We start from the raw sequence: 12,103 nt of genomic DNA, 5'->3' as shown, positions 1-12,103 counted from the left end.
GGGATGCCGATGCCCGTGCTCTGGCTGGTTCTGATCGTCGCGACGCTTGCGCTGGGGGGCTTCTTCGCGGGCCGCCGCAGGGCGTTGTCCGACGCCGGGGGCGATCACCGCCGTTTGCATTCGCTGCCGGCCTATTACGGCTGGAACGCGGCGCTGAAGGTCGCCGTTCCTGCCGCGGGCGTCCTGACCGTCTGGCTGCTGGCGCAGCCCCTCGTCGTCGGGCTGGTCGTCGTGGGCGACCTGCCGCAGGACGTCGTCACCGAAGGGTCGTCGATGGACCTGGTGATGTCCGAAGTGCGGCGCACCGTCTCGGGTCTCGAAGGCGCGGTCGCGGCGGGGGTGATGTCGCCCGAGGAGGCGCGAAGCCCCCTGCTGGACGCGCAACGCATCAGCGAGGCGCTGCGCGAGGCGGGCCAGATCGTGTCGGGGCAACTGCCGCAACCCGTCATCTCGGCGGCGCAGCAGATGCGCCAGTTGGACAACGCCGGCGACTGGCTGATGAGCGGGGCGGCCCTGGCGGCGGCACTCGCCGGCCTGCTCTGGGCGCTGCGCGAGACCGGCGCCGCGTTCCGGGCGCGCAACGCCGTCGAGAATGGGCTGCGCGCGGTGCTGGTCGCGGCCGCGTCGCTTGCGGTGCTGACGACGCTGGGCATCGTGCTGTCGCTGATCTTCAACACGGTCGAATTCTTCCGGATCTATCCGGCGTCCGAGTTCTTCGGTTCGCTGACCTGGTCGCCCAGCTTCGGTGGCAGATCGGAACTGGGGATCTGGCCGCTGTTGTGGGGCACGCTCTACATCTCGCTCATCGCGCTGATCGTGGCGGTGCCGATCGGGCTGTTCGCCGCGATCTACCTGTCGGAATATGCCAGCCGACGGGTGCGCTCGGTCGTCAAGCCGCTGCTCGAGGTGCTCGCCGGCATTCCCACCATCGTCTACGGTCTTTTCGCGCTGCTGACCGTCGGCCCGCTGCTGATGGAGGTCTTCGGCAACGAGGGGCTGGGCTGGATGCGCTCGGGGACCGCAGTGATGACGGCGGGGCTGGTCATGGGGATCATGCTGATCCCGTTCGTGTCCTCGCTGTCCGACGACATCATCAACGCGGTTCCGCAAAGCCTGCGCGACGGCAGCTACGGGCTGGGCGCCACGCAGTCCGAGACCATCCGCAAGGTGATCCTGCCCGCGGCGCTGCCGGGCATCGTCGGCGCCATTCTTCTGGCCACCAGCCGCGCCATCGGCGAGACGATGATCGTCGTGCTGGGCGCGGGGGCGGCGGCACGGCTGTCGCTGAACCCCTTCGACGCCATGACAACGATCACCGCCAAGATCGTCAGCCAGTTGACCGGCGACGCCGACTTCTCCAGCCCCGAGGCGCTAGTCGCCTTCGCGCTGGGGATGACCCTGTTCGTCATCACGCTTGCGCTGAACATCGTGGCGCTGGTGGTCGTGCGCAAATACCGGGAACAGTACGAATGACCGATGCCAGCACGAACAGCGCCCCCGCGGCGCGCAAGGGGGCCTCGTTGCACCGGACCGATCCGCGGACCCGCCGGCGCAACGGCGCCGAGCGGCGGTTCCGCCTCTACGGCGCCGCGGCGATCAGCATGGGCCTTCTGTTCCTGTGTGTACTCGCGGTCTCGATCATCCGCTCGGGCGCGCCGGCCTTCACCCACGCCGTGGTCGAGGTCGAGTTCACGCTGAGCGAGGCGCAGTTCGAGGAGGCGGAAAGCCAGCTTCTCAAGACCGCCGTCTACGAACGCTACTTCAACGCCGCGCTCACCGCGCAGCTGCGCGACGCGGGTTTCGACGTCGCCTTCGACGAGAACACGATCCGGCGCATCATCGGCAAGACCGGCGGCACGATCCGCTCGTACTACCGCGCCGATCCCGACCGGGTCGGGGAGTCCGTCACCCTGGATCTGCCCGTGTCGAGCCGCGTCAACGGCTACATCAAGGGCCGCGTCACGCGCGAGAACCTGCTGGATTCCCGCTTCCTCACGCAGGCCGACCTGGACCTGGTCGACGCGATGCGCGACCGCGGGCTGATCGAGACCAAGTTCAACTGGGGCTTCCTGACCGGCAAGGATTCCGGCGTCGACAATCCCGGCGGCGCCGGGATCGGCGCCAGCGTGGTGGGGTCGTTCTTCATGATGCTGGTGGTGCTGGTGCTGTCCCTGCCGATCGGGGTCGCCGCGTCGATCTACCTCGAGGAATTCGCGCCCCGAAACTGGTTCACCGACATGATCGAGGTCAACATTTCGAACCTCGCCGCGGTGCCGTCCATCGTGTTCGGCATCCTCGGTCTCGCCGTTTTCATCCAGTTCATGCACCTGCCGCAATCCGCGCCGCTGGTGGGCGGCCTCGTGCTGACGCTGATGACGCTCCCGACGATCATCATCTCGACCCGCGCCTCGCTCAAGGCGGTGCCGCCGTCGATCCGCGACGCGGCGCTGGGGGTCGGGGCGTCGAAGATGCAGTCGGTGTTCCACCACGTGCTGCCGCTGGCGATGCCCGGTATTCTGACCGGCACGATCATCGGTCTTGCGCAGGCGCTGGGGGAGACCGCGCCGCTGCTGCTGATCGGGATGGTGGGCTTTGTCGCGCGTCAGTATCCCGACGGAGTCGTCGACGGATTCCTCGACCCGAACTCGGCCATGCCGGCGCAGATCTACACCTGGGCATCGCGCGCAGATCCCGCCTTCTACGAAAAGGCCTGGGGCGGGATCATCGTTCTACTGGTGTTCCTGCTGGCCATGAACATCGTCGCCATCATCCTGCGCCGCCGGTTCGAACGGCGCTGGTAAACGGTTTGGCGGTAACGCCCATGAAAGTTATAGACATGTATGACGCACCGCACACAGGCAGAACCGTGACTTCCAACGACATCAAGATCTCCGCCCGGAACGTCAACGTCTTCTATGGCGACAACCACGCCATCAAGGACGTGTCGGTCGATATCGAGGACAAGATGGTGACGGCCTTCATCGGGCCTTCGGGCTGCGGCAAGTCGACCTTCCTGCGCTGCCTCAACCGGATGAACGACACGATCGAGAGCAGCCGGATCGAGGGCACGATCTGCATCGACGACGAGGACATCTACGACCGCCGCGTCGACCCGGTGCAACTGCGCGCCAAGGTCGGCATGGTCTTCCAGAAGCCCAACCCGTTCCCGAAATCGATCTACGACAACGTGGCCTACGGGCCCAAAATCCACGGCATGGCCCGCAACAAGGCCGAGCTGGACGAGATCGTGGAAAAGGCCCTGCGCCGCGGCGCCATCTGGGACGAGGTCAAGGACCGCCTGCACGCGCCCGGCACGGGCCTGTCGGGCGGCCAGCAGCAGCGCCTGTGCATCGCCCGCGCCGTCGCGACCGAGCCCGAGGTGCTGCTGATGGACGAGCCATGCTCGGCCCTCGACCCGATCGCCACCGCGCAGGTCGAGGAGCTGATCGACGAGCTGCGGCAGGATTATTCGGTGGTGATCGTCACGCACTCGATGCAGCAAGCCGCGCGGGTGAGCCAGAAGACGGCGTTCTTCCACCTTGGAAACCTTGTGGAATACGGCGAAACCGGCAAGATCTTCACCAATCCCGAAGACAGCCGGACGGAAGCTTACATTACGGGACGGATCGGCTGATGAACGGATTGAGAGGACATATTTCTTCGGCCTTCGACCGGGATCTCGAAGGGATCCAGGCGCAGATCATCAAGATGGGAGGGCTGGTCGAAGCGTCGATTCGCGACGCGGCGCGCAGCCTCGACACCCGCGACGAGGAACTGGCCGAGCGGGTGCGCAAGGGCGACAGCGCGATCGACGCGCTGGAGGAAGCGCTGAACGAAGAGGCCGCGCGCGTCATAGCGATCCGCGCCCCCACGGCCACCGACCTGCGCGTGGTACTGTCGGTGATGCGCATGTCGGCGAACCTCGAACGCATCGGCGACCTGTCGAAGAACATGGCCAAGCGCACGGGCGTCCTGGTCCAGATGCAGGCGATCGGAGGCACGTCGTCGTCGATCAAGCGCATGGCCCGCGAAGTCGAGCGCATGCTGAAGGACGCGCTCGACTCCTACATCCAGCGCGACGAGCAGCTGGCCATCGACGTGATCGAGCGCGACAACGACATCGACCAGATGTACAACACCCTGTTTCGCGAGTTCCTGACCTTCATGCTGGAAGACCCGCGCAACATCACCGCCTGCATGCACCTGCATTTCATCGCCAAGAACATCGAGCGCATGGGGGATCACGTGACAGCGATCGCCGAACAGGTCGTTTTCCTGACCTCGGGGCGCAAGCCCGACGAGATCCGGACCAAATCCGACCGCACCTCGACCGACCCGGCGCTGAGCGCTGCGCTGGACGACAAAGGGGCATGATGCGGTGACCGCGACGCGACCGACCGTCCTGGTCGTCGAGGACGAAGCCGCGCAGCGCGAGATCCTCGCCTACAACCTCGGGGCCGAAGGGTACCGCGTGCTCTGCGCCGAGAACGGCGAGGAGGGCCTGCTGCTGATCGAGGAGGAAGCGCCGGACGTCATCGTGCTGGACTGGATGTTGCCCAACGTCTCGGGGATCGAGGTCTGCCGCCAGATCAAGGCGCGTCCGGAATCCCGCGAAACGCCCATCATCATGCTGTCGGCGCGCTCGGAAGAGGGCGACCGCGTGCGCGGGCTGGAGACCGGTGCGGACGATTACGTGGTCAAGCCGTATTCCGTGCAGGAACTGGTGGCGCGCGTGCGCGCACAGCTGCGTCGCGTACGCCCGGCGACCGCCGGGCTGCAGCTGGCCTACCAGGACATCGTTCTGGATTCTGAAACGCACCACGTCCTCCGCGACGGCACGCAGCTCAAGCTGGGGCCGACCGAATTCCGCCTGCTGGCGACCTTCATGGAAAAGCCGGGGCGCGTGTGGTCGCGCGAACAGCTTCTGGACCGGGTCTGGGGGCGCGACATCTACGTCGACAGCCGGACGGTCGACGTGCATGTTGGCCGGCTGCGCAAGGCGCTGTGCGCGAATGGCGGCGATGACCCGCTGCGCACGGTGCGCGGCGCCGGCTACGCGCTGGGCTAACGATCAGCGGCCGAGCGGTTCAGGACGCGCGCGTCAGCCGCGCCTCGACCGCGGCCTTGGCCTCGGGGGCGCTGGGATAGACCAGCCCGGCCGAGATCACCAGCTTGGCCGCGTCCTCGATCGTCATGTCCAGTTCCACGACTTCCTCGGCGGGGAGGAACAGCAGGAAGCCGGATGTGGGGTTCGGCGTGGTGGGAATGAAGATCGACAGCATCGCGCCTTCCTTGCCCGCCTTGGCGGCGATCTCGCCGCGCGTGTCGGTCGACACGAAACCGAGCGCCCAGACACCCTTGCGCGGATACTCGATTAGGCAGGCCTTCTCGAAGCTGCGCTCGGACTGGGCGAAGACCGTCTCGGCGATCTGCTTGATGCCCGAATAGATGCTGCGTACCACCGGCGTGCGGTCGACGAGGCCCTCGGCCGCACGGATCAACGACCGGCCGATCAGCCCCTTGGCGATCCAGCCGACGATCAGCGTGAAGACCAGGAAGACGATCACGCCGACGCCGCGCACGTTGAACGTGACCCATTCCTGCGAAGCGGGATCGGTGTTGCCCAGCCAGCGGTTGACCAGCCCCTCGGGCTGGTAGGCGTCGGGCACGAAGGGCAGCACGACGCCGTCGACCCAGCCGATCACCGCCCAGATCAGCCACAGTGTCAGGCCCACGGGCGCGATCACCACGATCCCGGTCAGGAACGAGGCCCGCAGGCCGGACAGCAGGCGCCGCCGCTTTTGGGGATGCGTGATTGGAGTGGTCATGGGCTGCGGTCCGCGTAGTTCGTCACAGCGTTACGCAATCGCGCAGCGCCGGGCAATGGCCTGTCGGACAGCCAGGCCGGACAGCGGTTTGGCAGCCTTCAATCTTGGCACAGGCTGCTCAAGGCGCGGGCGATCTGCGCCGCGAGGCGGGCGTTGTTCAGCACCAGCGCCACGTTCGCCTCGAGCGAGCGACCCTCGGTCTTCTCGTAGATGCGCTGCAGCAGGTAGGGCGTCAGGTCCTTGCCGGTGATGCCGTGCTCGGCCGCGTCGTCGTTGGCCGCGGCGATGATCGGCGCCAGCGTGTCGCGCGCGATCTCGGCCTCGGCCGGGATCGGGTTGGCGACAAGCTGCCCGCCCGGCAGACCCAGCCGCATGCGCATCGCGTGCGCGCGCGCGATGGCGGCGGGGTCGTCCATGCGCAGCGGCGCGCGCAGCCCGGCCTCGCGCGACCAGAAGGCCGGCAGCTGGTCCTGCCCAAAAGCGATGACCGGCACGCCCAGCGTTTCCAGCACTTCCAGCGTTTTCGGCAGGTCGAGGATCGCCTTTGCGCCCGCCGCGACCACCGTGACCGGCGTCTGCGCCAGCTCGTGCAGGTCGGCCGAGATGTCGAAGCTCGATTCCGCGCCCCGATGCACGCCGCCGATGCCGCCGGTGGCGAAGACGCCGATGCCGGCCATTCGCGCCGCGATCATCGTCGCCGCGACCGTCGTGGCGCCGGTGCCGCCCGCGGCCATGCAGACCGCCATGTCGGCGCGCGACAGCTTGGCCACGTGGCGCGCCTCGGCCAGGTGCGCCAGTTGCCCGTCGTCGAGCCCCACGCACAGCGTGCCGTCGATCACCGCGATCGTCGCGGGTTCGGCTCCGGCGTCGCGCACGGTTGCCTCGATCTCGCGCGCGACGTCCAGGTTTCGCGGCCGCGGCATGCCGTGGGTGATGATCGTCGATTCCAGCGCCACGACCGGGCGGCAGCTCTCCAGCGCGTCGCGGACCGGCGCGGACAGAAGGGGTAGGGCGGCGGGGTCGGTCTGGGTCATGGCACGAGGTCTCCGGATACGTAGCGGGCTGCGGTCTCTAGCGCGCGGTCGAGCGCGTCCTCGCGGGACGCGCCCGCGCGTTCGGCCGCCAAGTGCGCGGCCATGAAGGTGTCGCCCGCGCCGGTGACGCGGGTCACCAGAACCTGCGGCGGCTTGCGAGTCACGGCGCCTTCGACCGTCGCGTCGCAGCAGGGGCGTCCGCCCTCGGTGACGATGGCCCGTGCGGCGCCGCGCGCCAGCAGCGCAAGGGCAGCGGGTTCGGCGGCCTCGAAGCTGTCGCGGCACAGCAGCCCGGCCTCTTCGAGGTTGACGTAGAGCGTGCCGCGGCCGGCACGCAGGAAGGGCAGCAGCCGCTCGGCCTTGCCGGGGCTGGCCGGCGCCACGCGCAGGTCGGCGCGGGCCATCGCGGGATGCACGGCGATTTCGGCCAGCAGCGCCTCGGTCAGGTTTCCGTCCAGCGCGACCAAGCCTTCATACGGCGTCTCCGCGTCCCCCAGCGGGCCGCCGATCAGCGGCGTCAGGATGTGCGCACCCGCGGCCTCGAGCGAATGCGCGTCGGCGATCGCCGCAATCAGCCCGCCCGCGCCCTCGATCGCCATGTAGCGGTCGGTCGGCAGGTCGTCCGAGCGGTAGAGGTGCGCCGTCTCGATCCCCAGCCGGTCGCAGAGCCCGATCAGCGCGTCGCCCTCGATGTCGCGGCCCACCACGCTCAGCAGCGCGGGGCGGAGGCCCTGCCGCGCGAGCGCCATCGCGATGTTCAACGCCACGCCGCCGGGAACCGTGGCGATCCGGCCCGGCACGTCCGAGCCCGCGCGCATCGCCGCCGGAGATCGCCCGATCACGTCCCACAGGGCCGAGCCGATGCACAGGATGTCGGGCGCACGAGTCATGCCCTGCTTGTGGCAACGCGACGGCCCGGGCGCAAGGCGGATCAGCGCGGCAGCGTCTCGTCCTCATCCTCGGCCTGGGTGGCCAGCCAGTCGCGGAACGCCGCCAGCGCGGGCGAAACCGACCGGTCGGACGGCCAGACTAGGTGATAGGCGCCCAGCGACACCGGGGCTGAGTCGAACGCCGGCACCAGCGCGCCGCTCGCGCGCTCGGTCACGGTCAGGTAATCCGGCAACAGCGCCACGCCCAGCCCGTGCAGCGCGGCCTGGATCATCGTCGTGAACTGGTCGAAGGCCGGGCCGGGCAGGGCGCCGGGGCGCGCGCCCTGCGCCTCGAACCAGTGCTGCCAGGCGCGCGGCCTCGTCTGCATGTGCAGCAGCGGCAACCGTGCCAGCCGTGCAAGGCTCACCGGCCCCTCGGGCAGCAGTGACGGCGCCGCGACGGGGCGCGACCTGTCGGACATCAGCGTAAGGTGCTGCGTGCCGGGCCAGTCGCTTGGCGCCCCGTGGTGGATCGCCGCGTCGAAGGCCTCGGACGAGAAGGCGAAGGGCCGCAGCCGCGTGCCGAGGTCGATCGTCACCTCGGGGTGCCGGCGGGCGAAATCAGGCAGCCGAGGGATCAGCCATCTCATCCCGAAACTGGGCAATATCGCCAGGCTCAGTGCGCCGCCCATCGGCGCCAGCCGCAGCGCCAGCGCGCCTTGAGCGATGCGGTCCAGCCCCGCGCGCACGTGGTCGGCAAAATCCCGCGCCTGCGGCGTCAGGCGCAGTGCGCGGCGGTCGCGCAAGAACAGCGAGGCGCCCAAGTGATCCTCGAGCGTCTGCAACTGCCGACTGACGGCGCTTTGCGTCACGCCCAGCTCCTGCGCGGCGGCCGTGGCACTGCCCAGTCGGTCCAGCGCCTCGAGCGCGCGCAGGCTTGCGATCGGGGGCAGGGAGCGGTTCATCTCGCCTCACTCATGCGCTGACCTCATGCTTGCATGCGGAAAATTCGTTTTTCCATTCGCGGATTGCAAGGTAAAGTGCGCGCGACGACTGGAGGATATCATGAACGAGATGAACACGCCGAAACCCGCGCTGAAAGCCAAGGACGCGCCCGATCTGGGTTCCTTCGACTGGCAGGACCCGTTCCGCCTGGTCGACCAGCTGACCGAGGAGGAGCGCATGCTGGCCGACGGCGCGCGCGCCTTCGCGCAGGAGAAGCTGCAGCCGCGCGTCGCCGAGGCCTTCGAAAAGGAAACCGTCGATCCGTCGATCTTCGCCGAAATGGGCGAGATGGGTCTGTTGGGCGTGACCGTGCCCGAGGAATACGGCGGCATTGGCGCCGGCTATGTCAGCTACGGCCTCGTCGCGCGCGAGATCGAGCGCGTCGACAGCGGCTACCGCTCGATGATGTCGGTGCAGTCCAGCCTTGTGATGTACCCGATCTACGCCTACGGGTCGGAGGAGCAGCGCAACAAGTACCTGCCCAAGCTCGCCAGCGGCGAATGGATCGGCTGCTTCGGCCTGACCGAACCCGACGCCGGGTCGGATCCGGGAGGCATGAAAACCCGTGCGGACAAGATCGACGGCGGCTACCGCCTGACGGGATCGAAGATGTGGATCTCGAACTCGCCGATCGCCGATGTCTTCGTCGTCTGGGCCAAGTCCGAGGCGCATGGTGGCAAGATCCGCGGCTTTGTGCTCGAGAAAGGCATGAAGGGCCTCAGCGCGCCGAAGATCGGCAACAAGCTGTCGCTGCGCGCCTCCGTCACCGGCGAGATCGTCATGGACGGCGTCGAGGTCGGCGAAGAGGCGCTGCTGCCGCATGTCCAAGGCCTCAAGGGTCCGTTCGGCTGCCTCAACCGCGCCCGCTACGGCATCTCCTGGGGCGTCATGGGCGCGGCCGAGGCGTGCTGGCACGCGGCGCGGAGCTATGGTCTGGATCGCAAGCAGTTCGGCCGGCCTATCGCGCAGACGCAACTGTTCCAGAAGAAACTGGCCGACATGCAGACCGAGATCGCGCTGGGGCTGCAGGGTTGCCTTCAGGTCGGCCGTCTGATGGACGAAGCCAAGGGCGCGCCCGAGATGATCTCGATCCTCAAGCGCAACAATTGCGGCAAGGCGCTTGATATCGCACGGCATTCCCGCGACATGCACGGCGGCAACGGGATCTCGGGCGAGTACCAGGTGATCCGCCACATGCTGAACCTCGAGACGGTGAACACCTACGAGGGCACGCACGACGTGCACGCGTTGATCCTGGGCCGCGCGCAGACGGGGCTGCAAGCGTTCTTCTGAGCGCGATCGACAACCGACGAAGCCGGGCCTCGGGGCCCGGTTTTTCCGGCACGTTTATATCCAATAATCAGTATTATGGTAACGCCGTCATGATCCATCTCGTGCAGCAGTTGAGCATTCATCGGCAAGCGCTTGATTCTAAAGACTGCCCGTATTGATGCTCGGGCGTTTTGCATCTTCCACACTTCAAGCCACGACTTCGCACGGTCCAACGAGCGCCCGCGCAAAGAAAATGGCCGCCGGAGATGCTCCGGCGGCCATGATACTTCCGTCAGGCAAGCGCCCGCGCGTCGAAGGTTCAGCCCTGTGCCGCCTTGGCGACCTCGGCGGCGAAGTCTTCCTGTTCCTTCTCGATGCCTTCGCCCACCTGCAGCCGGACGAAGCCGGTGATCGTGGCGCCGGCCTCGGTGGCGGCCTGTTCGACGGTCATGTCGGGATTGACCACGAAAGCCTGACCCAGCAGCGTAATCTCGGCCAGGTACTTCTTCATGCGACCTTCGATCATCTTCTCGATGACCTGCTCGGGCTTTCCGGATTCGCGCGCGATGTCGATCTGAACCTGGCGCTCTTTCTCGATCATGTCCTGATCCAGCGAGTCCGCGTTCAGCGCCTGCGGGTTCGCCGCGGCGATGTGCATGGCGACCTGGCGGCCGAAGGCCTCGTCGCCACCGGTCATCGCGACCACAACACCGATCTGGCCCATGTTCTCGGCTGCGGCGTTGTGGACGTAGGTCACGACGGTCTCGCCCTCGATCTTCTCCATCCGGCGCAGCGACATGTTTTCGCCGATGGTGGCGATCTTGTCGGTGATCAGGTCGTTGACCGCCTTGCCGTCGACTTCCGCGGCCTTCAGCGTCTCGACGTCGCCGGCATGCAGCGCGGCGCCGGCGATCTTGCCGACCATGTCCTGGAAGTCCTTGTTCTTCGCGACGAAGTCGGTTTCCGAGTTCACTTCGACCGCGACACCCTTGCCGCCTTCGACCTTGACGGCGACGAGGCCCTCGGCCGCGGTGCGGCCCGACTTCTTGGCCGCCTTGGCCAGGCCCTTGGTGCGCAGCCAGTCGACTGCGGCGTCCATGTCGCCGTCGGTTTCGGTCAGCGCCTTCTTGGCGTCCATCATGCCTGCGCCGGTCAGTTCGCGCAGTTGTTTCACCTGTGCAGCTGCGATCGCCATCTGAGGCTCTCCTTTACTGATGCGTGGGTCCGGAGGCCGGCCGTTCATCGATGTGACCGGCCGGCCCACCCGGATCAAATGGGGTGCGCGATCAGGCGCCCTGCGTCTCGGTCGCCTCTTCGGCCGGAGCGTCCTCGAGCGCGCCCAAGTCGACGCCCGCGGCGCCCATCTGAGCGGTCATGCCGTCGAGTGCGGCACGGCTGACGAGGTCGCAATACAGCGAGATCGCGCGCGCGGCGTCGTCGTTGCCGGGGATGATGTAGTCGATGCCCGACGGGCTGCAGTTGGTATCGACCACGGCCACGACCGGGATGCCCAACTTGTTCGCCTCGGCGACGGCCAGCGCTTCTTTCTTGACGTCGATGACAAACAGCATGTCCGGAACGCCGCCCATTTCGCGGATGCCGCCCAGCGAAGCCTGAAGCTTCTGCTGGTCGCGCTCCATGTTGAGGCGCTCTTTCTTGGTCATGCCCTCGGCGCCGCCGTCCATCAGTTCGTCGATCTCGCGCAGGCGGTTGATCGACTTGGACACGGTCTGCCAGTTGGTCAGCGTGCCGCCCAGCCAGCGGTGGTTCATGTAGTACTGCGCGCATTTCTCGGCCGCCTCGGCGATCGGCTGCGACGCCTGGCGCTTGGTGCCGACGAACAGCACGCGACCGTTCTTGGCGACGCATTCGCGGATCGCGTTCAGCGCCGCGTCCAGCATCGGGACGGTCTGCGTCAGGTCGACGATGTGGATGCCGTTGCGCGCGCCGTAGATGAACTCGCCCATGCGGGGGTTCCAGCGCTGCGTCTGGTGGCCGAAATGCACGCCAGCTTCAAGCAGCTGACGCATGTTGAACTCGGGAAGAGCCATGCCGTTTTCCTTTCCGGTTTGATGCCTCGGCGGGGGATCAGCCT

At 67.4% G+C, this 12,103-nt stretch carries 12 protein-coding genes; 6 read left to right on the top strand and 6 right to left on the bottom strand.

Translation table 11 applies throughout. The features are described 5' to 3' along the window. The first annotated feature begins 9 nt into the window (after positions 1–9). Genes pstC through phoB form a run of 5 tightly spaced genes read left to right on the top strand, consistent with a single transcriptional unit; the run spans position 10 to position 5,068 of the window. The gene (gene pstC / locus BLW27_RS08005; protein WP_089882477.1) at positions 10–1,473 is read left to right on the top strand and encodes a phosphate ABC transporter permease subunit PstC; all 1,464 of its coding nucleotides are present in this window, start codon (positions 10–12) and stop codon (positions 1,471–1,473) included. Beyond that, complete coding sequence (pstA, locus tag BLW27_RS08000; RefSeq protein WP_089882002.1) at positions 1,470–2,801, top strand: phosphate ABC transporter permease PstA; 1,332 nt, start codon at positions 1,470–1,472, stop codon at positions 2,799–2,801. Before pstC ends, pstA begins: the two co-directional genes overlap by 4 nt. 35 nt (positions 2,802–2,836) lie before the next feature. Next, positions 2,837–3,634, top strand: a complete 798-nt coding sequence (gene pstB, locus BLW27_RS07995; RefSeq protein ID WP_089881999.1) for a phosphate ABC transporter ATP-binding protein PstB — start codon at positions 2,837–2,839, stop codon at positions 3,632–3,634. Then, the gene (gene phoU / locus BLW27_RS07990) at positions 3,634–4,374 is read left to right on the top strand and encodes a phosphate signaling complex protein PhoU (RefSeq protein WP_089881996.1); all 741 of its coding nucleotides are present in this window, start codon (positions 3,634–3,636) and stop codon (positions 4,372–4,374) included. Before pstB ends, phoU begins: the two co-directional genes overlap by 1 nt. Positions 4,375–4,378: 4 nt before the next feature. Beyond that, on the top strand, positions 4,379–5,068 hold the full coding sequence (gene phoB, locus BLW27_RS07985) for a phosphate regulon transcriptional regulator PhoB (protein WP_089881994.1): 690 nt from the start codon (positions 4,379–4,381) through the stop codon (positions 5,066–5,068). 19 nt (positions 5,069–5,087) lie between these two features. On the opposite strand, the gene BLW27_RS07980 is transcribed toward phoB, so the two are convergent. From BLW27_RS07980 to BLW27_RS07965, 4 genes are all read right to left on the bottom strand, one after another. Further along, positions 5,088–5,828, bottom strand: a complete 741-nt coding sequence (locus tag BLW27_RS07980) for a DUF502 domain-containing protein (RefSeq protein ID WP_089881992.1) — start codon at positions 5,826–5,828, stop codon at positions 5,088–5,090. 98 nt (positions 5,829–5,926) lie between these two features. Further along, complete coding sequence (locus BLW27_RS07975; protein WP_089881990.1) at positions 5,927–6,862, bottom strand: pseudouridine-5'-phosphate glycosidase; 936 nt, start codon at positions 6,860–6,862, stop codon at positions 5,927–5,929. Next, a complete protein-coding gene (locus BLW27_RS07970) occupies positions 6,859–7,752 on the bottom strand; it encodes a PfkB family carbohydrate kinase (RefSeq protein ID WP_089881987.1) in 894 nt (297 codons plus the stop codon). Before BLW27_RS07970 ends, BLW27_RS07975 begins: the two co-directional genes overlap by 4 nt. A 41-nt stretch (positions 7,753–7,793) precedes the next feature. Further along, positions 7,794–8,696, bottom strand: coding sequence for a LysR substrate-binding domain-containing protein (locus BLW27_RS07965; RefSeq protein ID WP_089881984.1), 903 nt, complete (start codon positions 8,694–8,696; stop codon positions 7,794–7,796). Positions 8,697–8,805: 109 nt separating this feature from the next. Here BLW27_RS07965 and BLW27_RS07960 point away from each other — a divergent pair, with 109 nt between their 5' ends. Continuing rightward, positions 8,806–10,029, top strand: coding sequence for an acyl-CoA dehydrogenase (locus BLW27_RS07960; protein ID WP_089882474.1), 1,224 nt, complete (start codon positions 8,806–8,808; stop codon positions 10,027–10,029). 298 nt (positions 10,030–10,327) lie between these two features. On the opposite strand, the gene tsf is transcribed toward BLW27_RS07960, so the two are convergent. Together tsf and rpsB are read right to left on the bottom strand one after the other, a co-directional pair. Then, on the bottom strand, positions 10,328–11,203 hold the full coding sequence (gene tsf / locus BLW27_RS07955; protein WP_089881982.1) for a translation elongation factor Ts: 876 nt from the start codon (positions 11,201–11,203) through the stop codon (positions 10,328–10,330). Between the two features lie 91 nt (positions 11,204–11,294). Then, a complete protein-coding gene (rpsB, locus tag BLW27_RS07950) occupies positions 11,295–12,059 on the bottom strand; it encodes a 30S ribosomal protein S2 (RefSeq protein ID WP_089881979.1) in 765 nt (254 codons plus the stop codon). Positions 12,060–12,103: the final 44 nt, after the last annotated feature.

It is taken from the genome of Citreimonas salinaria (genome assembly GCF_900107235.1).
In the GTDB taxonomy this organism is placed as follows: Bacteria; Pseudomonadota; Alphaproteobacteria; order Rhodobacterales; family Rhodobacteraceae; genus Citreimonas; species Citreimonas salinaria.
The sequence above is the reverse complement of the archived record's forward strand: the minus strand, read 5'-3'. Positions and strand labels throughout refer to the sequence as shown.